This window comes from Bradyrhizobium sp. BLXBL-01, assembly GCF_051853025.1.
GTDB lineage: Bacteria > Pseudomonadota > Alphaproteobacteria > Rhizobiales > Xanthobacteraceae > Bradyrhizobium.
Map to the genome: position 1 here is coordinate 2,663,382 of NZ_CP182471.1, position 22,443 is coordinate 2,685,824.

A 22,443-nucleotide genomic window follows, 5' to 3' on the forward strand; every position below is an offset into this window, starting at 1 on the left:
CTCGCGCTGAACGAGGGAGCCATGTCCCTGATGCGAAGCTACGCCAGCAATCCGTCGAGATCGGAATAGATGACGTCGGCCGTACGCTGATAGTGCTGCTGAAGCAGATGCACGGCCCGCTCACTGTCCCTGCCGAGAACCGCCTGAAGGATATCGGTGTGCTCGGCACCGACCTTGCGTGCCGGATAGGCCTTCGCAATCGACATCATGCGATACCGATAGAGCCGGTCGGCGAGTTGCTCGCAGAAGCCGAGCAGCGGCCGTGAGCCGCAAAGACCGATCAGCGTCGTGTGGAAGGCACGGTGCACCTTCTCCCAATCCGGATTGTCCTCGAACGTGTCGTGCTTGAGCGAGCGCGCCGTACGATCAAGCCTGTGATGCGCAACCAGCAGAGCCTCTTCCCAGGTCTGGGTCGCATTCTGCATGGACTCGCGGAGCGCCAGGCCTTCCACCCAGCATCGCGTCTTGGTCAGCTCCTGCAACTCCTCCTTGCTGACCTCCTTCACGTAGAAGCCGCGTTGCTCCATGCCGACGACGAACTCTTCGCTGGTCAGGCGGTTGAGCGCCTCGCGCAGCGGGGTCTGCCCGACATTGTACTGCTCCATCAGGAAGCGCGACTGGAGTTTGCGACCGGGCTCGAGCCGCGTCGTCAGGATGTCGGCCTTGAGGCGTGCGTAGATCGTGGTGGCCAGCGTGGCCGGTTGGCCGTCAGTGCTCATGGGCATCCCATCAGAATCTCCAGCACTTATGTACATTAGCACGGCTCGCGCCAATTATTTATAAATTTTTGCTTTACCTGGAACTTTATACATATTAAGGAGGGAGACGTTCGCGTTCCTTGGTAAGGAAGCCCAATGTCCGCCTTTCCGGTAACGGCCCTGCGCAGCGTCGAAATCACGACGCCGCAGCTTGCCGGCTCGGTCGACTTCTACAGCAAGGTCTGGGGCCTCGACGTCGCGGCGGAAGCGGGCGACACGGTGTACCTTGCCGCGACGGGCAGCGACTTCCACGTCCTCGAGCTCACGCCGGGCGAGACGACGTCACTCCGCAAGATCAGCTTCCGCACCCGCTCGCACGACGATCTGCACCACTTGTTCGGGCGTGCGCGGCAGGCCGGCTGTGATGTGATCAGCTCACCCGCGCCGTCGCCTGCGCCGTCAGGCGGGACAAGTTTCGTGGTTCGCGAAGCGCAGGGATGCGTCATCGAGTTCGTTCATGGCGACCGTACCAAGCCGGCGCGCGTGATCGCGGATCGCCCCGAGCGGCTGGCACATGTCAACATCAACAGCGCCGGCATTGAAAAGCTTTCGGCCTTCTACCAGGAGACCTTGGGGTTCCGGCTGTCGGATCGATCCAAGCTGATGGCGTTCCTGTGCTGCAACAGCGATCACCACGCGGTCGTGCTTGCGGAGGCTCCTCGCAACGGCCTCAATCACGTGGCTTTCCTCATGCCTGATCTCGAATCCGTCATGCGTGCCTCCGGCCGCATGATCGATCATGGCTATCCGATCGGCTGGGGCGTTGGCCGCCACGGTCCGGGCGACAACGTGTTCGCCTATTTCGTCGATCCGGCTGGTAGCGTCATTGAATACACGGCCGAAGTCTTGCAGATCGACGACAGCTACGTCGCGAAGGGGCCGAGCGATTGGGTCTGGCCTCCGGGACGAACCGATCAATGGGGCATCGCTCCGCCCAAGTCTGACGCCTGCAAAACGGCGCAGATCGCCGTTCCCTTCGCGACGGCGCGCACATGACGGATACGGCCGGCGCCATCGACTACGACGTGCTCGTCGTCGGCTTCGGGCCGACCGGCGCCGTTGCCGCAGGCCTGCTCGGCGGCCTTGGTCATCGCACGCTGGTCATTGACCGGCTGACCGACGTGTACGACAAGCCGCGCGCGATCGCGCTCGATCACGAGATTTTCCGTCACTTTGATAATATGGGGCTCACTGATGCAATCTCGCCCTATATCGAGCCTTTCACCGCATCGGAGCATTTTGGCGTCGACGGCCAGCTGATCCGGCGAATCGACATGGTCGCAAAGCCCTATCCGCTTGGCTACACGCCGAGCATGGTGTTCAGCCAGCCCGCGGTCGAGGCCGAACTGCGCTGCCACGCGACCAGTTTTTCCAACGTGCGGGTAGAGCTCGGGGTCGAGCTGCTCGGTCTCGTGCAAACGCCCGATCGCGTCGAAGCATGCCTGAAGAACAGCGATGGACAGCACCGCTCCGTGACGGCGCGCTACGTAGTCGGCTGCGACGGCGCATCGAGCACCGTGCGTCAGATCGCAGATCTCGCGCTTGAGGACCTCATCTTCGATGAACCCTGGCTGGTGGTCGACGTCCGCGTGAACGAAGACGCGCTTGCCCGACTGCCGCAATGTTCCGCGCAGTTCTGCAATCCGGCGCGCCCTGTGAGCTTCCTGATCGGCCCGAAGAAGCACCGCCGCTGGGAGATCATGCTGCTGCCAGGCGAAGACGCGCGGCAGATGGAGCGGCCCGACAATGTCTGGAAGCTGCTCGCGCCATGGCTCACGCCGCATGACGGAGAATTGTGGCGGGCCGCCTCCTATCGTTTCCACGCCCTCGTCGCCGCCGAGTGGCGCAACGGCAGGATCCTGATCGCCGGCGATGCTGCGCATCAGCAGCCTCCCTTCATCGGCCAGGGTATGTGCCAGGGCCTGCGCGACGCCACGAACCTGGTCTGGAAGCTGGATCATGTGCTCAAGGGCGTCTCCTCCGACAGTCTGCTCGACAGCTACACGGTCGAACGCAAGCAGCACGTCATCGAGCTGACCGGCAAGATCAAGGCGATCGGCCAGTCGATCTGCGAACGCGATGCGGCAGCGGCCCGGCGGCGGGATGCGCAAATCCTCGCCGACGGCGGCGGCAAGCCGCTGCTGCTGACGCGGCAGGAAATCATTCCGCCGCTCCGCGCGGGATGCCTGTCACAGCACGAGATGCCCGCACGTGGCACTCTGTTTCCGCAGCCGCGCATCGCGAGGGGCCCTACCGCTCGCTTGCTGGACGATGTGACCGGGACCGGCTGGCGCGTGTTGATCGACGGCCGCAGCGATGATGCCGCTTCCATGCTCTCGCTCTGTGCCACGCGCCCGGACGTGTCGGCGGCGGCAGTCGCGCCTGCCGGCGCGGGTCTGCCAAATGCGCTTGAAGAGACCGAGGGCGTGCTCGCGAACTGGTTCGACCGCCACGGTGTCGTCGCTGCGATCGTGCGACCAGACCATTACGTTTTCGGAACCGTGCGCAATGCCTCCGAGCTAGGCGATCTCCTGCGCGAGATCGAGTTGCGTCGTCGCGACGTCCGAGCAAGACAAGATTCCCGATCTGACATGGAGAGAATACCGTGAAGCTTGCCACCGTGGCGATCGACGGCCGCACCACCTGGGGCATTGTCGAGGACGAAACCTTTTTCGATGTCGGCGCTGCACTCAAAGCGCGCTATGCCGATCTCAAGGCCGCTATCGGCGCCGACTTCGCCGGCGTTGCGGATGCAAAGACCTCCGTCGCCGGCGTTCCGATCTCAACGGTCACCTGGCTGCCGGTCATCCCGAACCCGGACAAGATCCTGTGCGTGGGCCTGAACTACGAGACCCACCGCAAGGAGACCGGCCGCGCTGAGGTCGATCACCCCACCATTTTCTCGCGCTATGCCAACAGCCAGACCGGACATTTGCAGCCCATCGTGCGGCCGCGCGTCTCGACTGATCTCGATTTCGAAGGCGAACTCGCGGTCATCATCGGCAAGGCGGGACGTTACATCTCCCGCGCGGATGCCATGGATCATGTCGCGGGATACTCCTGCTACAATGACGGCAGCATCCGCGATTTCCAGCGTCACACCCATCAATTCACGCCGGGCAAGAATTTTCCGGATACCGGCGCGTTCGGGCCCTGGATGATGACGCCGGCCGAGCTCGGCCCGCTCGGAGAGCTCAAGCTCCAGACCCGCCTCAACGGGCAAGTCATGCAGGAAGCGCTGATCAAGCAGATGATCTTCGATATCCCGCGCCAGATCGAATACTGCTCCACGTTTACGCGGCTCGAGCCCGGGGACGTCATCGTCAGCGGAACGCCGGGGGGTGTCGGTGCGCGGCGCGAGCCGCCGCTCTGGATGAAGCCTGGCGATGTCGTCGAGATCGAGGTCGAACGCCTCGGCGTGCTCAGGAATGTCGTCACAGACGAAACCTGATCGAGCGATTGCTGCCGCCGACGGCTGCGGCGTGCGAACGACCAAAAATGGCCCGCAAAGCGGGATCTCCAGGGAGGAACGCCCAATGTCCGGATTATCCCGTCGTCTGCTGCTCGCCGGCGTTGCGCTTTGCTGCTCTCTTCCGGCCTTCGCGCAGTCGTGGCCGCAGCGGCCCGTGACCGTCGTCGTGCCTCAGCCGGCGGGCAACAGCCCCGACGTGATGTGTCGCCTCATCACCGAAAAACTCTCGCGGACCTTCGGGCAGCAGTTCGTCGTCGAGAATCGTCCGGGTGCCGCAAACCTTGTCGGCACACAGGCGGTCGCCCGTGCGGCTCCGGATGGCTACACGTTCCTGTTCGCCACATCGGCGGCGCTCGTCACCAATCCCTACACGTTCAAGAAGCTCCCCTATGATCCCGTGAAAGACTTCATCCCGGTCGCGATGGTGGCCAAAAGCAACCACGTCCTTCTCGTCAATCCCGAGGTGAAGGCCAATACGCTGCCGGAATTGATCAAGCTGGAAAAATCGGCACCGGGTTCGCTAAGCCTCGCCGTCGACGGTGCGCGCAACCTCTCGGGCCTGATCGCTCAAGCCATCAACAAGAGCGCCGGGACCGGTTTTGTCCTCATCCCCTACAACACGACCACGAATGCGGTGCAGGACGCCATTTCAGGACGTATCCAGGTGACGATCCAGTCGGCATCGATCGCCGAGGCCTTCATCAAGGCGGGTACGCTGCGACCTGTTGCCGTTGCAGGTTCCAAACGGATCGACTCCCTGCCGGACGTTCCCGCGATTGCGGAGATGCTGCAAAGCGTCGATCTCCAGGGCTGGTTCATGTTCATGGCCCCGGCCGGTACTCCCGCTGACATCGTCGCGAAACTGAGCGCCGAGATTGCGCGCGCCCTGGAATCGTCCGATGTGCGCGAGCGCGCGCCGACCCTCGGCTTCGATGTCCGTGTCGGCGATGCCGTGACGGCGGCAGGCGCCAAGCGCTTCCTCGACGACCAGCTCGTCTCGTCCGGCAAGATCATCCAGGGGCTCGGCATCGAGCCTGAATAGCGCCTGGGAGCAGGGGCGCTCTTCGGCATATTTGCATCGTCTGCCCCACTGCTTCTCAAATTCCCCTGACCCGTCATTGTACGGCTGCAACAACCATCGCGGGGGCAGCATCACATGTCGGACAAGATCTCGCGTCAGCGCCGAATCCAGCTCATCTGCGGCACTTCGTCATTCTTCCTCTGGCCAGCCCCGGGCGAGTATCGCCGCCTGTTTCAAGGTGATGCTTCGGACCAGCGGATCCGCATGACGGTGCACGAGTTGCCAATCCGTGCCGTCCCTGCGGTAGACTTCGGTCACGCGCAGCGACCAGTCTTGGGCCGGCAGCCCGCCCACCTCGGCGCGCTGGCGCTCGACCATGACGAGAACGACGAGCGCGTCCGATGCATAGGTCTGCAAAACCTCGAGGTCCGTTTTACCTTCCCTGAAGTATCGCGATAGCGCAGCAAGGCGCTCGGGGCTGGCATCAAATCCGCGGCTTGCCGGGCCGCCGAAGGGCTGCATCAGCGTGAAATCCGGCGCAATGCCAACAAGCCTGGACCAGCGATCCATGTCGCCCCGCATGAAGGCGGCATTTTTCTGCCGAGCGCGCTCAACGAGAGCCGTTACCGCCTCGTTCTGAGCCGCCGCATCGGCCGACAGCTGAACGGACAGTGGAATTGCAGCCGTAGCGGCCATCATCGAGCGCCGCGAGATCTGCTGAGAATCTGGGCTTTTGTTCGCTCCGGGCGGTCTCCTGGTCATTTCACAGCTCCTGGTCGAATGACGTGCGAGCTCATCCATGGAGCCTTGATCCCGATGAATCCAGCGATATGATTTCAGCAACATGCTGAACCAAATTGATTTATCCAGGATCGACCTCAATCTCCTCGTGCTCTTCCGCGTGGTTTTGGAAGAGCGCCATGTGGCGCGCGCAGCCGCTCGGCTGAGCCTGACACCGTCGGCCGTCAGCCATGCGCTCGGCCGGCTCCGGCTTCTGCTGAACGATCCGCTGTTTCTGCGGACCCCGAAGGGCGTCGTTCCAACGGCACGGGCCTTGGAGCTAGGGGAGCCGGTGGCTGAGATCATCGCGCGCGTCGAACAGCTGTTCGGCTCGGCTACGCCGTTCGACCCCGAAAAGAGCAGCCGCAGGTTCACCATTGGCGCACCCGATGCGGTGCTGGTCTCGGCTACCGGTCCGCTGTTGCGATCGATCGCAGCTGCCGCGCCGCACATAGACATCGGGTTGATCCACCTGATGCCGGCGCCGCGCGACGGCGCGATCGGAGAGCCTTGGCAGCAATGCCTCGACATGCTGGAAAGACGCGAGCTGGACGTCGCAATGTTGCCGCTGCCTTCGGTATCACCGCGGTTCGAGGCGCGCAGCCTCTATGAGGAGGAGTTTGTGCTGGCCATGCGCAAGGGACATCGCTTGTCAAAAGCGCCAACCCATGCGGCCTTCGCGCAATCGCAACATCTGCTGGTCTCTCTCAGTGGTGAACCGCGCGGTTTCGTCGACGACATGTTGGCCAAGCGCGGCCTCCAACGCCGCATCGCCTTGACGGTCCCGAATTTCATGATGGCGCTTGCCCAACTTTCCGGGTCTGACCTGATCGCAGCCTTGCCGCGCCGATTGGTGGAGCACCACGCGCGCCGTTTCGGCTTGGTGTTCGTCGAGCTGCCTTTCGCGCGCAAACCTGACACGATCCGGGCCATCGCAACCAAGGCGGCGATGAGAGACGCCGGCATTGAGTGGCTGATGCAGGTCTTGGTCGGTTCAATCGGAGCAAGTCGACGCTAGAATCCACCCGCTTCTCAAATCGCCCGGAACTGTTCATTGTGCCGGCCCGAAATGAAGAGAAGTGGAGCAGCATCGATGATGGATGGGGTCTCGCGCCGCCGGTTTGCCACGCTGGCGGGATTGTCCGCAGCCGGGATTGCGAGTCCCCTTGAGGCGGTCGAGGCCAAGCCGAGACGGCCGCCGCGCAATGCAGGCGGCTTTCCTGCGGGCTTTCTCTGGGGCACGGCGACCTCGTCCTATCAGGTCGAGGGCGCGGTCGAGGAGGATGGGCGAGGGGCCTCGATCTGGGACAAGTTCGTCCGCATCCCCGGCAAGATCGAGGACGGCACCACCGGCGACCGCGCCAACGAGCACTATCACCGCTACAAGGAGGACATCGCCCTCATCAAGGAGCTCGGCTGCAAGGCCTATCGCTTCTCGGTGGCCTGGCCGCGGCTGTTTCCCGACGGCGACGGCAAGCCCAATCCGAAAGGGCTCGACTTCTACCATCGTCTGGTCGACGAGCTCCTGAAGAACGGCATCGAGCCGTGGCTGACCCTCTATCATTGGGATCTGCCGCAATCGCTCGAGGACCGTTTCGGCGGCTGGCGTTCGACCGAGACCTGCAAGATCTTCGGCGATTACGCGGCCTATGTCGCCGCGCACCTCACCGACCGGGTCAGGAACGTGTTCACGCTGAACGAGAGCGGGCGCTTCGTCTATTTCGGTTACGGCATCGGCATCGACGCGCCGGGCTTGAAGCTGCCGCAAGCCGCCGTCAACCAGATCAGGCACAACAGCGCGCTGGCGCACGGGCTTGCGGTGCAGGCGGTGCGCGCCCATGGCCGCCGCGGCACCAGGGTGGGGCCGGCGGAGAACATCGATGCCTGCGCGCCTGCGTTCGACACGCCGGAAAACGTGCGCGCCGCGGAGATCGCGCTACGCGAGATGAATGCCGGTTATCTCAACGTCATCATGACGGGCCGCTATACCGATGCATTCCTGAAATACGCCGGGTCCAACGCGCCGAAATACACCGACGCGGAGCTCAAGATCATCTCGTCGCCGGTCGACTTCCTCGGCCTGAACATCTATGCGCCGCAGAACTACGTGGTGGCGTCCGATCAGGGCGCGGGCTTCAAGCCGCTGCCGATCCCGAAATCGTTTCCGCACATGAATTCGGACTGGCTGCGCGTCGGGCCAGAGACGATCTACTGGGTGCCGAAGCTGGCGGCGAAGATCTGGAAGACGGATGCGATCTATATCAGCGAGAACGGCACCTCCGGCGACGATGTGGTGTCGCCCGACGGCAAGATCTACGACACCGACCGCATCATGTATTTGCGCAATTATCTCGCCCAGCTCCAGCGCGCCACCGACGAAGGCGTGCCGGTGCGCGGCTATTTCCTCTGGAGCCTGATGGACAATTTCGAGTGGGTGTATGGCCTCAACAAGCGTTTCGGGCTGTACCACGTCAATTTCGACACCCAGGTCCGCACGGCAAAACTCAGCGCCAGCTTCTACCGCAACGTGATCGCGAAGAACGCGGCGGGGGCGTAGCTCTTCTCCCTCTCCCCGTTCTTACGGGGAGAGGGCAGGGGTGAGGGGCTCTCTCCGCGAGTCCATCTGTCGCCGTCCTTGCTGAAGCTCCCCCTCACCCGGATTTTCCGCTGCGCGTAAAATCCGGCCTCTCCCCGCACGCGGGGAGAGGCGAAGAAGGCGTCTCGGATTGACTCCACTCTCCCGCTTATTCAAAACCGTCTTCAACACCCATAAACAAGAGGACGACGCCAATGGCTGACGCGCTGATCATCGATGCCTGCCGGACCCCGCGGGGCATCGGCAAGGCCGGCAAGGGAGCCCTGTCGGGCATTCATCCGCAGCAGCTCGGGGCAACCGTGCTGCGCGCGCTCGCCGACCGCACCGGCATCGACACTGCCGATGTCGACGACATCGTCTGGGGCTGCAGCGCGCAGGTGGCAACGCAGAGCGGCGATCTCGGCCGCATGTCGGCGCTCGATGCCGGCTACGACGTGCGTGCCAGCGCGGTGACGCTCGACCGCTTCTGCGGGAGCGGCATCACCAGCGTCAACATGGCGGCATCCTCGATCATGGCGGGTGCGGAAGACCTCGTCATCGCCGGCGGCTGCGAGATGATGTCGATGGAGGGACGCCGCGGCGGCGGCCCGATGATGATGGACGGCGGCAATCTGCGCCTGCGGGCACGGCATCCGCAGTCGCATCAGGGCGTCTGCGCCGATGCGATCGCGACGCTGGAGGGCATCACCCGAAGGGACGTCGACGCGCTCGGGCTGGAGAGCCAGAAGCGCGCCGCGCATGCGATCGCGAACGGCCACTTCAAGAAGAGCCTCGTGCCGGTCCACCGCGAGGACGGCAGCCTGGCGCTGGACCACGAAGAATACCCGCGGCCGCAGACCACGATGGAAGGCCTCAGCAGCCTGAAGCCGGCGTTTCCGGCGATCGCGGACTACGCGCTCGACGACAAGGGCACGACCTATCGCGGCCTGATCCTGCAAAAGTACCCCGATCTCGACATCGACTTCGTGCATCACGCCGGCAATTCCTCCGGCGTCGTCGACGGCGCCGCTGCGATCCTGCTGGCCTCGCCCGCTTACGCCAAGGCCCATGGCCTCAAAGCCCGGGCCCGCGTGGTCGCGATGGCCAACATGGGGGACTCGCCGACCCTGATGCTGAACGCACCGGGACCGGCAACGCGCAAGGTGCTGGCCAGGGCCGGCCTCACCATCGACGACATCGACCTGTTCGAGATCAACGAGGCCTTCGCCGTGGTGGCGGAAAAATATATCCGCGACCTCAAGCTCGACCGGGCCAAGGTCAACGTCAACGGCGGCTCGATCGCGCTCGGCCATCCGATCGGCGCCACCGGCTCGATCCTGATCGGCACGGTGCTGGACGAGCTCGAACGGCGCCACCTCAAGCGCGGTCTCGTCACCATGTGCGCCGCCGGCGGCATGGCGCCGGCCATCATCATCGAGCGCGTCTAGCCAGTCGCCCCTCACTTTCTCCCCATTTTTACGGGGAGGAAGACCGGCGACCTGCGATCCGACCCTTATTTTTCAGGGTGAAAACACGACCGGCATTCACAAAGAGGCCGGTCGTCGCTTGTCGAAAGCGGCGAATCAGTTCTAGCAAGATGTCGTGCGGGCCTTTGAAACAAGGCAAAAACCGCTGCCCGAGGCTTCCTCCGCTCCGGAAGGTGCTAAAAAGCAGGGTTTTTTGTCACAGCAGGCCAGAAAAGCCCGTAATTTCGCGACAAAACTGTGCAGAAGGCTATAGGCCTTCAACGGTTGGTCTAATATGCAACCGGCAACGAATCAGAGGAGACACGATGCCAACCCAGATGTCCAAATCGCAGTTGATCGAAAAGATTGCGACCGCCACCGAGCTTTCCAAGCGTGACGTCAAGAACGTCATGGAGACGTTGACCGACGTCGGCCACAAGGAGCTCAAGAAGAACGGCCTGTTCCTGGTGCCGGGCTTCGCCAAGTTCGTGGTCATCAAGAAGCCCGCGACCAAGGCGCGCAAGGGCACCAACCCGTTCACGGGTGAAGAGATGATGTTCAAGGCCAAGCCGGCCCGGAAGATCGTCCGCGCCCGCCCGGTCAAGGCCGCCAAGGACGCCGTGGGCTAACAACGCAAAGGCCCCCTCGAACGAGGGGGCCTTTTGTCTGGGGCTGCCGCGAGGGCCTGAGACGGAGGGCTCAACCCTTGCGGCGCTTCACCCGGACCGTAACAGGCTGAAGCCGCGGCTCGGATCCTGCGAGCGTATCGCGAATCCGGTCGATCGCCCGATCGAGCAATTGGCGCAGCCGCTGCGTCTTCCGCGATCGCTTCGCTCTTTCCAGCAGTTTCTTCATCGCCTTCACTCCGCCGCTTCTTTGGCTTCAGCCGGCTCGAGCGCCGCGGCGATGGCTTCGTCGACGCGCTCCAGCCAGATGAATTCGAGGTTGTCCCGCGCGCTCTTCGGGATGTCGTCGTAATCCCGCTTGTTGCGCGCCGGCAGCATCACCCGCTTCAGGCCGGCAGCCGCCGCCGCCACCACCTTCTCCTTGATGCCGCCGACCGGCAGCACCAGGCCGCGCAGCGAGATCTCGCCCGTCATCGCGGTGTCGCTCCTCACCGTCCGGTTGGTGAGCAGGGACGTCAGCGCCGTGAACATCGCAACGCCCGCGCTCGGCCCGTCCTTCGGGGTTGCCCCCGCCGGGACGTGAACGTGGATGTCGCTCTTCTCGAACGCCTGCGGATCGATGCCGAGCTGGGAGGCCCGGCTCTTCACCAGCGTCAGCGCAGCCTGCACGCTCTCGCGCATGACGTCGCCGAGCTGGCCGGTCAGGATCAGCCCGCCCTTGCCGGGCACGCGCGTGGCCTCGATGAACAGGATGTCACCGCCGACCGGCGTCCAGGCGAGGCCAGTGGCAACGCCCGGAACGCTGGTGCGCAGTGCGATCTCGCCCTCGAAGCGCGGCTGGCCGAGCACGGTGGCGATGTCGTTTGCCGTCACCACGACCTTCGTGGCCGTGCCTTCGGCGACCTGCACCGCGGCATGGCGGAACACCTTGCCGATTTCGCGCTCGAGGTTACGCACGCCGGCCTCACGGGTGTAGCCCTTGACGATCAGCTTCAAGGCCTCCGGCTCGATCTCGGCCTGCTCGGCCGAGAGGCCATTGGCCTCGAGCTGCCGCCGCACCAGATAGCGCCGCGCGATCTCCAGCTTCTCGTCCTCGGTATAGCCGGCGAGGCTGATCAGCTCCATGCGGTCCAGCAGCGGACCCGGGATCTGGTCCAGCATGTTGGCGGTCGCGATGAACACCACGCGCGACAGGTCGAAGGGCACGCCCAGATAGTTGTCCCGGAATGTCCCGTTCTGCTCGGGGTCGAGCACCTCCAGCATGGCGGCGGAAGGATCGCCCTGGACGCCGCGGCCCATCTTGTCGATCTCGTCAAGCATCATGACACAATTGCGCGCACCCGCCTTCTTGATGCCCTGGATGATGTTGCCGGGCAGCGCACCGATATAGGTGCGGCGGTGACCGCGGATCTCGGCCTCGTCATGCACGCCGCCCAGGCTGACGCGCACGAACGGGCGATCCATCGCGCGCGCGATGGACTGGCCGAGCGAGGTCTTGCCGACGCCGGGCGGGCCGACGAAGCACAGGATCGGGGCCTTGCCCTGCGGGGCGAGCTTGCGCACCGCCAGATATTCGATGATCCGGCTCTTGATCTTTTCCAGGCCGAAATGGTCGGCATCCAGGATGGCTCGCGCCTGCTTGATGTCGATCGGCTTCTCCGCGGGCAGCGCCCAGGGCAGCTCGATCAGCCAGTCGAGGTAAGTGCGGACCATGCCGGCTTCGCCGGCAGCCTCCGGCATGCGCTCGTAGCGGCGCAGCTCCTTCTTGGCATGCGCCTCCGCCTCCGGCGGCATGTTGGCCTTGGCGATCGCAGCCGTCAGCTCGGTGACCTCGGCGGCCTTGCCGTCGCCTTCGCCGAGCTGGCGCTGGATGGTCGCCATCTGCTCGCGCAGGATCGCCTCGCGCTGCCGCTCGTCGAAGGAGGCCTTGGTCTGCTGGCCGATCTCGTTGGAAATGCGCAGCACCTCGAGCCGCTCGGCCAGGTGCTTCGACACCTTGTCGATGCGGAGCGCGAGGTCGATGGTCTCCAGCACCTCCTGCTTGTCCTGCGGCTTGATGTCCATGAACGAGGTGGCCAGGTCCGCCAGCGCGCCGGGCGCGCTGGTGCCCTGGAACATCGCGGCAAGCTCGGGCGGCGCCTGCGGCAGCAGCTCGATCGCCTCGATGGCCTGGCGCTGCAGGTTCAGCGCGCGGGCCTCGATCTCGGGCGAGGTCGTGGTCGGCTCGGGGATCTGCTGGAAGCGCGCGGCGGGGAACGGCGTCCCCGGCAGGAAGTCGAGGATGCGCGCGCGCTGCACGCCCTGGCAGACGATGTGATGGGTGCCGTCGGGCGCGGTGATGTAGCGCACGATGTTGGCAATGGTTGCGACCCTATAGAGGTCGTCCGGCCCGGGGGCATTGGTCTCGGGGCTGCGCTGCAGGACGATGCCGATCGGCCGTTGCTCGCGCAGCGCCTGCTGCGCGGCGGCAATCGACTTCGCCCGGCCGATCGTGATCGGCGCGATGGCGCCGGGAAACAGCACCATCTCGCGCACGGGGACGATGATCAGCGCGTCGTCGGGGATCTTCACGTCGTTATTGGTCTGTTCGTTGTTCATCTGTTCGGTGGCCATGATCGACCTCAGGATTTCGCGAGGCGCAGTGCGACGCAGCCGTCCATCACGAAGCGGCTGATGGCGTAGCGGCCGAGGGGAAGCGCGATGCGGCGCTCGAAGCGGCCCTGCGGCAGCTCGAGCCGATGGATGCGGGCGTTGCGAAGCTCCGGCGGGAGCGTGCGCTGACCCGAGATGACGAGAACGCCGTCATGGATGACGGTCTCGACATTGTCCGGATTGACGCCGGGAAGTGCGACAAGGATCAGGAGCTCACGCTCGGTTTCGAGCACGTCGATCGGCGGTTCCCAGCAGGCTTCCTGGCGGCCGAACTGCTGGCGCAGCCGATCGGCGCGGGTCAGCGAGTCCAGGGCTTCGGACAGCATCCAGTCGAGGGGATTTTTGGGTTGCATGATGCGGGCTCGGGGGCTGGGAAAGCCTGCATATGGGGCTGGTTCCAAGGAAATCCAGTGCGGTGGCGCGCACGTGCCATGCGCCGCAGTGCGATCAAGGCAAGCGAACGCCGCGGCATGCGGCCGCGACGTTCCGTTCATTGGCAGGGCGCGCGGTCAGGCCGCTGCGCGGTACTCTTCTTCCGCTTCGAGGTTGATCACGGAGGTGGCGAGCTCGGTCAGCGTCCGATCGGTCGCTTCTTCCTCGTCCAGCGTCTCCTGGAGCAGCCTTGCTGCGTCCTGCATGCCGAGCTCCTCGGCCCAGGTGCGCAGCGTGCCGTAGCGGGAGATCTCGTAGTGCTCGACCGACTGCGCTGCCGCGAGCAGTCCGGCATCGAGCGCTGGCGCGCCCTTGAACTCCTTCATGATCTCGGCGCCCTCGTCGGCAATGCCGTTGATGGCTTCGCAGGGCTTGCCGCGTGCCGGCTTGCCCAGCATCTTGAAGATCTGGTCGAGCCGTTTGACCTGGCCCTGGGTCTCGCGCAAATGCTTGTTGAAGGCGGCCGCAAGCTCCTTGGAATTCGCGGCCTTGGCCATCTTGGGCAGGGTCTTGATGATCTTGTTCTCGGCGAAATAGATGTCCTTCAGCGTCTCCAGAAACAGGTCGCTGAGCATCTTCGGCGCCGGACGCGGCCGGCGCGCCGCGGTCTTCTTTGTCGTGCGTTTCTTCGCTCGTTTAGCCATACGTCCTCCTCATGAGGCGACACGGGAAGGCCTCGCCTTCCTCAATCCTCGGCCGATCAAAGCCGTCGGAGAACGAAAGTTCCAAACTGCAACCGCGCTCAGGTCGGGCGTTTGAAAGGGTCTTCCTGACGCTGGCGCTCTTCCGTTGCGCGATCAAGGCGTGCGCGCTCGCTGCGGCGCAAGTTGCCGGCCTTCATCACCCCGTAGACGAGGACCGCGCCGAGCACGAACGCGCCGATGAACCAGAGCCAAAGCATCTGGGCCGAGGCGTGGCCCAAGAGCATGCTAACTCCACTGTCGCTCATGATGGGTCTCCACAATTGTCCATTGCTGTCACGCTGAGCTAAGTCGGCGGCCGAAGCCTCGTTCCATGCGGCCGCGGCCCGCGGCGTCAGACCAGGTCGGCAGCGGTTGCGGAAATGCCGTGCTCTCGCGCGTCCTTGGCATGAGGCTCGCCGCCTATTCCGAGCAGTTCGTCATCAACGGGGTCGCGGCGGTCCGGACAGTTTGCCCTAGGGCTTGGCGGCAGGATCCGGGACGCTTTCGCTTGCACTGTCACGTTGCTTTGACGTACTTCCGGTCCAACAAGCCCTTCGACAGGAAAGCGACATGTCGCTGACAGCGGACGAGCTCGCCAAGAGACAGGCCATTATCGAGGCCTGCCGGCGCATGAACGCGCTCGGCATCAACCAGGGCACATCGGGCAATATCAGCGTCCGGCATGCGGACGGGCTCCTGGTCACGCCCACCAGCGTGCCCTATGAGGCCATGAGTCCGGACCAGATCGTCTTCATGGCCATGGACGGCTCGCACGCGCCCGGCCAGAAGCCGTCGAGCGAATGGCGCTTTCATCGCGACATCCTGAAGTCGCGGCCCGACGTCAACGCCGTCGTGCACGCCCACCCGACCTATTGCACCATCCTGGCGATCATGGGCATGGAGATCCCGCCCGTGCATTACATGATCGCGGCGGCGGGCGGCGACAGCATCCGCTGCGCGCCCTACGCGACGTTCGGAACGGCGGAGCTGTCCGAGCATGCGGTGCGGGCGCTGGAGGGCCGCCTGGCCTGCCTGCTCGACCATCATGGCATGATCGCGATCGGCAAGACCTTGGACAAGGCGATGTGGCTGGCGGTCGAGGTCGAGACGTTGGCGCGGCAATATCACGGCTGTCTGCAGATCGGACAACCGCCGCTGCTTCCGAGCGAGGAGATTGAACGGGTCCGCCAGCGCATGGCCGGTTACGGCCTGTCGGAAGGGTAGGAGGCGGGCCAGACGATGTTGGTGCGGATCAGGCATCTCGTCGATCGCAAGAAGACGAACCGCACCATGGTTCGGCTGCGTGCGCTGTTGCGCAGCAACGAGTTCTATTTGATCCCGCTCGCGCTCGTGATCGGCACGCTCGCGGGTGCCGTCGTGACGCTGATGGCCCACATCGCCCAGATCGCGCATGTCGTGATTTACGGCATTCCCGTTGATGTCCACCTGTCGGCCCACGCGAGCGTCAGTCCGTGGGCGGCATTGATCGCGCCTGCACTCGGCGGGCTCGCGCTCGGCATCATGGAATGGTCGCGACGGCGCATGAAGATCTCTAACGCCGTCGACCCGATCGAGGCCAACGCGCTGCGCGGCGGCAATCTGTCGATGCGCGACAGCGTGGTTGTGTCGAGCCAGACCCTGATCTCGAACGGCTGCGGCGCCTCGGTCGGCCTAGAGGCCGGCTATACCCAGATCGGCTCCGGCATCGCCTCGCTGCTCGGCAAGTTCTTCAATCTCCGTCGCAACGATCTGCGCCTGATGGTCGGTTGCGGGGCGGCGGCAGCGATCGCGGCGGCGTTCGGCGCGCCGATCACCGGCGCCTTCTACGCCTGCGAGCTGATCGTCGGCGTCTATTCGGTCGGCAGCGCAGCGCCGATCCTGGCGGCCTCGCTGGCGGGCGCCCTGACCGCGCAATGGCTCGGCGGCGCGCCCTATTCGCTGGAGATACCCAAGGTCAGCGCCGTCGGCGTCGAGCAGTATCTCGCCTTGATCGGGCTCGCCCTCATCACCAGCGGCGTCGGCATCGCCGTGATGCGCTCCTCGCCGGTGTTCGAGCGGCTGTTCGCCTGGATGCCGGTCTGGCTGCGTCCCGTGATCGGCGGCCTGATCGTCGGCGGGTTCGCCATCATCACGCCGCAGGTTCTCGCGGCCGGCCATGGCGCCATGGTGCTCGATCTCTTCCACGACATGACCATCGGCCTGATCGCGCTGATCATCGCCTTGAAGGTGACGGCCTGCCTGATCTCGCTCGCCTCGGGGTTTCGCGGCGGCCTGTTCTTCGCCTCGCTGTTCGTCGGCAGCCTGATCGGAAAGTTCTTCGCCGAGCTGTTGGAGCTGATCAGTCCGCATTTCGTGATCGACCCCCTGGTGGCGATGCTGACCGGCATGGCGACGCTCGGCGTCGCCATCGTCGGCGGCCCGCTCACGATGTCGTTCCTGGTGCTCGAGATGACCCGCAATGTCGACGTCACCGCCGTGGTGCTGGCGGGCTGCATCGTCACCTCGATCTGCGTCCGCTTCATGTTCGGCCATTCCTTCTCGACCTGGCGCCTGCATCTGCGCGGCGAGACCATCCGCAGCGCCAACGACGTCGGCTGGCTGCGCAACCTCACGGTCGAGCGCCTGATGCGCTCGGACGTCGGCAAAGTGCCCTCGACCACGACGATCGCCGCCGCGCGCCGCGAGTTCGCGCTCGGCTCGCGGCCGGGAATCGTCATCGTCAACAATGCGGACGAATATATCGGCCTCGTCCTGCTGCCCGATTTGTTCTCCAGCGACCTCGATACCATCGCCGACGACATCCAGGTGATCGAGCTCGCCCGCCTGATCGACATCGTGCTGATCCCGGAAATGAACGTGAAGTCGGCGATGGCGGTGTTCGACGAAGCCGAGGCGGAGATGCTGGCGGTGGTCGATTCCACCGACAGCCGCAAGGTGGTCGGTTTCCTGACCGAGAACTTCGCCCGCCGCCGCTATGTCGAGGAGATCGACAAGGCGACGAGGGGCGTGCTGGGGGCGCTGTCGTAGGCGCGGCTACCGGCCGGGTGGGGTTGCGACGAGCCAGGCAACGATCCGGCGGACCAGCGGCAGCACCAGGAGCAGCGTCGGGAAGGCGACGAGCCAGGACAGTCCCCAGGCGCCCGGCCAGGTCGCCAGGAACGCCGGCGTTGCCCCCAGGCTCCGCAGCGTCGAAATGACCGACACCACGGCCGTCATGAGGATGGACAGCACGAATGGCATCACGATCGGCGCATAGCGCGCCGGCAGTTTGCGAACCACGATCATCTGGTTTCTCTTGGAAAAGGACGCGTCAGCCACGTTGAACCCGAAAATGGCATCGATCCCGACGGCGTCGGTTGATGCGTTGGTTCACGTGAAACGCTTACGGCGACCGAAAAACGGCGCGGCCGTTCATTATCCGCTCAGGTTGGAGGGTTCAAGCTGGATCTGATCGTTCGGTTTACAATCGTTCAAAGCGTGGCAGATCGCCGCGATCATGAAACCATTTCAGTGGTTTGCGGATTATAGATCGTTTGCTTATGTTTCTTTGGGCGAGAAGAGAGGGAATACGAAAATGAGTATTGGACCCGTGATTTCCGCTGCCGGCCGCAACACGATCGTGGTCGCGCTTGCGAGCCTCGCCCTGATTGCGGCTTCCGCATCCCCGTCCGCAGCGGCTTCGGCCGGGACACCGGCCGCCAAGTCGGCCGCTAAGGCCGCCGTGGCCGGTCAGGCTGCCTCCGACGTCACCGATTTCAGCGCACACCGGCGGCGTTACTATCGACGCGGGCCGAATGCCGCGGGTCTCGCCTTCATGGGCATGGCCGCAGGTCTGATCGGAGGCGCGATCGCCGAGAGCCGCCGCCAGGAATACTATGAAAACCGCTATTATTATGGCTATGGCCCGCGTCCTTACTACGGCGGTCCCGGCTATTACGGCGGCGGTCCTTACTACTACGATCCGGGCTATCGTTACGCACCATACTGAGCGGTCGGCGGCAGCACAGGTCCTTTCGGGCGGACACGGCGTGTCCAAGCTAAATCCCGCTTCCGTAGCGCGGATGGAGCGAAAGCGTAATCCGGGTCCGCTCGCCCGGCATCTCGCATTGTCCCGGATTGCGCTGGCGCTCCATCCGGGCCACGGGACCCGGGTGTGTCGCCGGGCTGTCAACCCACCCGCGCGAAAACATTCCGCTTTACCGAAATTCGGAAATATCGTATGTCTCGCCCATCCCGGCTCATCCAAGAGGGGCGATCTTGTGGTCGTCATTGTCGCGAGCCGGGCTTGCGGTGGGCGCGGCAGCGTCGGCACGAGAGGTGCGGGCAGGGCGGGTAGTCCCTGTGAGTCCGTAACCGCGTGCGGACGACGGCGCTGCTAGGCTTCGTCTCGTCTGTAAGTTTCCAGGCTTTGTCGACAGGGCTCGGGAATACTGCGGCGAAATGGCGGGCCGTGCGTACGGCAAAACCGTGTGGTCCTGGCCGTCGTTGCTACGGTCAAGCTTCTGCGGAGGTGCGAGCGAGCCCAACCGGGCGGACTGCATCATGCAATTCGCGGGGCGAGGGAGGCCAGAAGGAATTCGGCTCCCGGGAGAGCGCGGCATAAGCCGTCCGACCATCGCGCAGGGAAGGCCGAGTGTTTGGCTACACCTGTATGCTGCTGTGCGGTTCCTTTGCGCTACCTTTCGCGCAGCGGACCGCGGGTGCCAGTCGGCACCCGGTCTTCCCTGCGCCCTCTTGGCTAGAGAGGGTCGAGCAATCAAGCAAGGCTCGGGCGAATAAGCCGCGAGGACGCGAAGGCGTGTCTGCAAGCAAGATGCGAGCCGAAAGAGCAATGCAGTTGCCTCATACTCCGTCATTGCGAGCGCAGCGAAGCAATCCAGAATCCCTCCGTGGAAAGACTCTGGATTGCTTCGTGCGCTCGCAATGACGAGGAGGAGAGTGTGCCACCACACTTCGCTTTCGTGCCCCGGACGCCATCAGCGCGTTTACGCGCGTCTTCGACGCGCTATGGCAGCGTCCCTTCGACGATGCGCCGCAGAGCCGGGGCCCACGTCGCGGCATCGTGCTGTATCGCTCTGGGTCCCGGCTCTGCGCTGCCACGCTCAAAGCGTTGCAGCTTGTCCGGGACACGTTCGTGAGCACGATTGCCGCCTCACATATGGACTCAGCCTGCGCAATCCGGTTCAATGGGACATTGAGCTTCCAGGCGACAACGATGTCGAAATATCTGCTGGTCCTTCTCTTGGTTGCCGCGCCGGCGGCGGCGCAGATCAAGCCCACGCCGAAGAGCGCGGCGGCGCGTCCCGACCCCTGCGCACCGATCGGGCGGACCGCGGACGGCAAGCTGGTCTATTCCATGAAATGCGAGAACCTGCCGGCGCCGCCCGCACCGCCGCCGCAGGCGGAACTGAAGGAGGCGCCGGCCGCGGCCGAGCCGGAGCCGGAGGTCAGGCGGAGCGGCATATTCGGCTGGTCCTACGACCGCAGGTGATGTGGCTTCGCCTCTTGCGCGAAGCCCGATGGAGTGCTTTTTGCTGAAAGTTCCCGCGGGGCGCATCGCCCCCGATCCAGAGAGATGAGATGAGCAAACTCGTTATCCGCGCCGGCGATTTCACCTTCGATGCCCGTTTCGAGGAGCAAGCGGCGCCCAAGACCGTCGCCGCTTTCCGCAAGGCGCTGCCGTTCGAAAGCCACATCATCCATGTGCGCTGGAGCGGCGAGGGCGTGTGGATGCCGCTCGGCGACCTCGACTTCGGCGTCGGCTACGAGAACCACACCAGCTATCCGGCGCCCGGCCAGATCATCCTCTATCCCGGCGGCATCAGCGAGACCGAGATCCTGCTGGCCTATGGCGGCGTGCATTTCGCGAGCAAGATGGGCCAGCTCGCCGGCAACCATTTCATCACGCTGACCTCGGGCCTGGAGAATCTGGCGACGCTGGGCAAGAGCGTGCTGTGGAAGGGCGCGCTGCCGATCCGCTTCGAGGAAGTCTGAGTGACTGAGCCCCGCTACCCGCGCGATCTCCGCGGTTACGGCCGCAACCCGCCGCATCCGCAATGGCCTGGTGACGCGCGGGTCGCGGTGCAGTTCGTCGTCAATTTCGAAGAGGGCGGCGAGAACAACATCCTGCACGGCGACCGCGCCTCGGAAGCCTTCCTGTCCGACGTACTAGGCGCGCAGCCCTGGCCCGGCCAGCGCCACGCCAACATCGAATCCATGTTCGAATATGGCTCGCGCGCTGGCTTCTGGCGGCTGTGGCGGATGTTCAACGAGCGGAAGTGGCCGACCACGGTGTTCGGTGTCGCCACCGCGCTGAAGCGCAATCCCGAGATTGTCGCTGCGATGAAGGAGGCGGGCTGGGATATCGCCAGCCACAGCCTGAAATGGATCGAGCACAAGGACATGACCGAGGCGCAGGAACGCGCCGAGATCGCCGAGTCCATCCGCGTCCATACCGAGGCGACGGGCTCGCGTCCGCTCGGCTGGTACACCGGGCGCTCCTCGATCAACACCAACCGTCTGTTGATGGAGGAGGGCGGCTTCCTCTATCTCTGCGACTCCTACGCCGACGATTTGCCCTATTGGGTCAAGGGCACGGGCGGCAAGCAGCTCATCATTCCCTATACGCTGGATGCCAACGACATGCGGTTCATCAACCCGCAGGGCTTTGCCGAGGGCGAGCAGTTCTTCACCTATCTGAAGGACGCCTTCGACGTGCTCTACGCGGAAGGTGAGACCGCGCCGAAGATGATGTCGGTCGGCCTGCATTGCCGCCTCGCCGGCCGGCCCGGCCGCGCAGCGGGCCTTATCCGCTTTCTCGACTATATCGGCAAGCACGAGCGCGTCTGGGTGCCGACGCGGCTGCAGATCGCGCAGCACTGGCACGACAAGCACGCCCACCTTGCCGCCGACGCATTCGAGATCGGGTGAGATGATGTCGCAGATTTCGCTCGGCGATCTCAACGCTGCAAGCACGGCCGACTTCGTCGCGGTGCTCGCCAACGTCGTCGAATATTCGCCGTGGATCGCCGAGCAGCTCGCGGCAAAGCGGCCGTTCGCCGGCATCAATGAGCTGCACGGCGCGCTGATGGCGGCAATCCAGAGTGCCGAGCCCGACGTGCAGCTGGCATTGATCCGGGCGCATCCCGATCTCGCCAATAAGACCCAGCGCGCCGCCGGCCTCACCGCGGAATCGACCGACGAGCAGAACAGCGCCGGCCTCGACCGGCTGTCGGATGCCGAATATTCCGCGTTCGAGCGGGCCAACAATGCCTATCGCGACAAGTTCGGCTTCCCCTATATCGTCTGCGTGCGCCGTCACACCAAGGATTCCGTGCTGCGCGACTTCGAGGCCCGGCTGCTCAACATCGCCAAGACCGAGACAAGACGTGCGATCGAGGAGATCGGCCGCATCTCCGCGCTGCGGCTCGACCAGCTCGTCGTCGCCGATGACAGGCTGAAGGTGCACGGCCGGCTCTCGACCCATGTGCTGGACAACCAGATCGGCAAGCCCGCGCCGGGCATTCCGATTGAGCTCGTGGAGCTCGCGAGCCTTGGCGAGAACCGCGTCATCGCGCGCACTGTGACCAATGCCGACGGCCGCACCGACGGGCCGCTGATCGGCGGCCGTCCGCTGCCGATCGGCCGCTACGAGCTCAGATTCCGCGTTGCCAAATATTATGCCGCGCGCAACGTGCCGCTGTCCGACCCGCCGTTCCTCGACGAGATCCCGCTGCGCTTTGCGATCAGCGAGCCGGAAAGCCATTACCACGTGCCGCTGCTGGTCACGCCCTGGAGCTACTCGACCTATCGCGGCAGCTAAATGCGAGCGCTCTCTTCACCTCGCCCCGCTTGCGGGGAGAGGTCGGATTGCATCGAAGATGCAATCCGGGTGAGGGGGACTCTCCGCGAGTCCAACTGTCACCGTCCTCGCCGAGACTCCCCCTCACCCCAACCCTCTCCCCGCAAGCGGGGCGAG

Annotated in this window: 23 protein-coding genes and 1 pseudogene; 16 read left to right on the plus strand and 8 right to left on the minus strand. The window is 64.5% G+C overall.

The genetic code is table 11. From position 1 onward, the window contains the following. Positions 1-38 precede the first annotated feature (38 nt). Positions 39-719, minus strand: a complete 681-nt coding sequence (locus ACNJYA_RS11990; protein WP_246570757.1) for a GntR family transcriptional regulator — start codon at positions 717-719, stop codon at positions 39-41. Between the two features lie 135 nt (positions 720-854). Between ACNJYA_RS11990 and ACNJYA_RS11995 the strand changes: the two genes are divergently transcribed. The 4 genes from ACNJYA_RS11995 (at position 855) to ACNJYA_RS12010 (ending at position 5,272) form a co-directional block, all read left to right on the plus strand. After that, positions 855-1,754 carry a VOC family protein gene (locus ACNJYA_RS11995; protein ID WP_439366475.1) on the plus strand — a complete coding sequence of 300 codons (900 nt, stop codon included), beginning with the start codon at positions 855-857 and terminating at the stop codon, positions 1,752-1,754. Continuing rightward, the gene (locus ACNJYA_RS12000; protein WP_439402963.1) at positions 1,751-3,367 is read left to right on the plus strand and encodes a bifunctional 3-(3-hydroxy-phenyl)propionate/3-hydroxycinnamic acid hydroxylase; all 1,617 of its coding nucleotides are present in this window, start codon (positions 1,751-1,753) and stop codon (positions 3,365-3,367) included. The genes ACNJYA_RS11995 and ACNJYA_RS12000 overlap by 4 nt, the downstream gene beginning before the upstream one ends. After that, on the plus strand, positions 3,364-4,209 hold the full coding sequence (locus ACNJYA_RS12005; RefSeq protein ID WP_439366476.1) for a fumarylacetoacetate hydrolase family protein: 846 nt from the start codon (positions 3,364-3,366) through the stop codon (positions 4,207-4,209). The genes ACNJYA_RS12000 and ACNJYA_RS12005 overlap by 4 nt, the downstream gene beginning before the upstream one ends. Before the next feature lie 85 nt (positions 4,210-4,294). Further along, positions 4,295-5,272 carry a Bug family tripartite tricarboxylate transporter substrate binding protein gene (locus ACNJYA_RS12010; RefSeq protein WP_260380145.1) on the plus strand — a complete coding sequence of 326 codons (978 nt, stop codon included), beginning with the start codon at positions 4,295-4,297 and terminating at the stop codon, positions 5,270-5,272. Positions 5,273-5,440: 168 nt separating this feature from the next. Here the strand turns inward: ACNJYA_RS12010 and ACNJYA_RS12015 are convergent, their stop codons facing one another. Next, positions 5,441-6,013 carry a YybH family protein gene (locus ACNJYA_RS12015; protein WP_260380144.1) on the minus strand — a complete coding sequence of 191 codons (573 nt, stop codon included), beginning with the start codon at positions 6,011-6,013 and terminating at the stop codon, positions 5,441-5,443. An 82-nt stretch (positions 6,014-6,095) separates the two neighbouring features. On the opposite strand from ACNJYA_RS12015, the gene ACNJYA_RS12020 reads away from it, so the two are divergent. The 4 genes from ACNJYA_RS12020 (at position 6,096) to ACNJYA_RS12035 (ending at position 10,701) form a co-directional block, all read left to right on the plus strand. After that, a complete protein-coding gene (locus tag ACNJYA_RS12020) occupies positions 6,096-7,049 on the plus strand; it encodes a LysR family transcriptional regulator (protein ID WP_260380143.1) in 954 nt (317 codons plus the stop codon). Between the two features lie 75 nt (positions 7,050-7,124). Then, the gene (locus ACNJYA_RS12025; protein ID WP_439366479.1) at positions 7,125-8,588 is read left to right on the plus strand and encodes a GH1 family beta-glucosidase; all 1,464 of its coding nucleotides are present in this window, start codon (positions 7,125-7,127) and stop codon (positions 8,586-8,588) included. Positions 8,589-8,821: 233 nt separating this feature from the next. After that, positions 8,822-10,054 carry an acetyl-CoA C-acetyltransferase gene (locus ACNJYA_RS12030; protein WP_439366480.1) on the plus strand — a complete coding sequence of 411 codons (1,233 nt, stop codon included), beginning with the start codon at positions 8,822-8,824 and terminating at the stop codon, positions 10,052-10,054. A gap of 344 nt (positions 10,055-10,398) precedes the next feature. Beyond that, positions 10,399-10,701, plus strand: coding sequence for an HU family DNA-binding protein (locus tag ACNJYA_RS12035; RefSeq protein ID WP_018320691.1), 303 nt, complete (start codon positions 10,399-10,401; stop codon positions 10,699-10,701). 70 nt (positions 10,702-10,771) lie between these two features. Here the strand turns inward: ACNJYA_RS12035 and ACNJYA_RS12040 are convergent, their stop codons facing one another. From ACNJYA_RS12040 to ACNJYA_RS12060, 5 genes are all read right to left on the minus strand, one after another. Beyond that, on the minus strand, positions 10,772-10,927 hold the full coding sequence (locus tag ACNJYA_RS12040; RefSeq protein ID WP_172785535.1) for a hypothetical protein: 156 nt from the start codon (positions 10,925-10,927) through the stop codon (positions 10,772-10,774). A gap of 5 nt (positions 10,928-10,932) precedes the next feature. Continuing rightward, on the minus strand, positions 10,933-13,311 hold the full coding sequence (gene lon / locus ACNJYA_RS12045; protein ID WP_439366481.1) for an endopeptidase La: 2,379 nt from the start codon (positions 13,309-13,311) through the stop codon (positions 10,933-10,935). Positions 13,312-13,319: 8 nt separating this feature from the next. Continuing rightward, positions 13,320-13,703, minus strand: coding sequence for an Hsp20/alpha crystallin family protein (locus ACNJYA_RS12050; RefSeq protein WP_024342525.1), 384 nt, complete (start codon positions 13,701-13,703; stop codon positions 13,320-13,322). Positions 13,704-13,859: 156 nt separating this feature from the next. Continuing rightward, positions 13,860-14,426 carry a YciE/YciF ferroxidase family protein gene (locus ACNJYA_RS12055; RefSeq protein WP_172785533.1) on the minus strand — a complete coding sequence of 189 codons (567 nt, stop codon included), beginning with the start codon at positions 14,424-14,426 and terminating at the stop codon, positions 13,860-13,862. 98 nt (positions 14,427-14,524) lie between these two features. Further along, the gene (locus ACNJYA_RS12060) at positions 14,525-14,710 is read right to left on the minus strand and encodes a hypothetical protein (protein ID WP_246570760.1); all 186 of its coding nucleotides are present in this window, start codon (positions 14,708-14,710) and stop codon (positions 14,525-14,527) included. Positions 14,711-14,841: 131 nt separating this feature from the next. On the opposite strand from ACNJYA_RS12060, the pseudogene ACNJYA_RS12065 reads away from it, so the two are divergent. From ACNJYA_RS12065 to ACNJYA_RS12075, 3 genes and pseudogenes are all read left to right on the plus strand, one after another. Beyond that, positions 14,842-14,928, plus strand: a pseudogene (locus ACNJYA_RS12065) (MarC family protein); the annotation flags it as partial. A gap of 107 nt (positions 14,929-15,035) precedes the next feature. Then, complete coding sequence (locus tag ACNJYA_RS12070; protein WP_260380139.1) at positions 15,036-15,689, plus strand: L-fuculose-phosphate aldolase; 654 nt, start codon at positions 15,036-15,038, stop codon at positions 15,687-15,689. A 15-nt stretch (positions 15,690-15,704) separates the two neighbouring features. After that, positions 15,705-17,492, plus strand: a complete 1,788-nt coding sequence (locus ACNJYA_RS12075) for a chloride channel protein (protein WP_172785530.1) — start codon at positions 15,705-15,707, stop codon at positions 17,490-17,492. A 6-nt stretch (positions 17,493-17,498) separates the two neighbouring features. Here the strand turns inward: ACNJYA_RS12075 and ACNJYA_RS12080 are convergent, their stop codons facing one another. Beyond that, positions 17,499-17,750: a DUF2798 domain-containing protein gene (locus ACNJYA_RS12080; protein WP_172785529.1), complete on the minus strand. Its 252-nt coding sequence runs from the start codon at positions 17,748-17,750 to the stop codon at positions 17,499-17,501. A gap of 289 nt (positions 17,751-18,039) precedes the next feature. On the opposite strand from ACNJYA_RS12080, the gene ACNJYA_RS12085 reads away from it, so the two are divergent. The 5 genes from ACNJYA_RS12085 to uraD all read left to right on the plus strand — a co-directional run bounded on the left by ACNJYA_RS12085 (position 18,040) and on the right by uraD (position 22,287). Beyond that, the gene (locus ACNJYA_RS12085) at positions 18,040-18,453 is read left to right on the plus strand and encodes a hypothetical protein (protein WP_439402964.1); all 414 of its coding nucleotides are present in this window, start codon (positions 18,040-18,042) and stop codon (positions 18,451-18,453) included. Between the two features lie 1,227 nt (positions 18,454-19,680). After that, complete coding sequence (locus ACNJYA_RS12090) at positions 19,681-19,956, plus strand: hypothetical protein (RefSeq protein WP_439366482.1); 276 nt, start codon at positions 19,681-19,683, stop codon at positions 19,954-19,956. A gap of 89 nt (positions 19,957-20,045) precedes the next feature. Continuing rightward, positions 20,046-20,459 carry a DUF3830 family protein gene (locus ACNJYA_RS12095; protein WP_036045261.1) on the plus strand — a complete coding sequence of 138 codons (414 nt, stop codon included), beginning with the start codon at positions 20,046-20,048 and terminating at the stop codon, positions 20,457-20,459. After that, a complete protein-coding gene (puuE, locus tag ACNJYA_RS12100) occupies positions 20,460-21,395 on the plus strand; it encodes an allantoinase PuuE (RefSeq protein ID WP_260380135.1) in 936 nt (311 codons plus the stop codon). 4 nt (positions 21,396-21,399) lie between these two features. Beyond that, positions 21,400-22,287 carry a 2-oxo-4-hydroxy-4-carboxy-5-ureidoimidazoline decarboxylase gene (uraD, locus tag ACNJYA_RS12105; RefSeq protein WP_439403435.1) on the plus strand — a complete coding sequence of 296 codons (888 nt, stop codon included), beginning with the start codon at positions 21,400-21,402 and terminating at the stop codon, positions 22,285-22,287. The last annotated feature ends 156 nt before the right edge of the window (positions 22,288-22,443 follow it).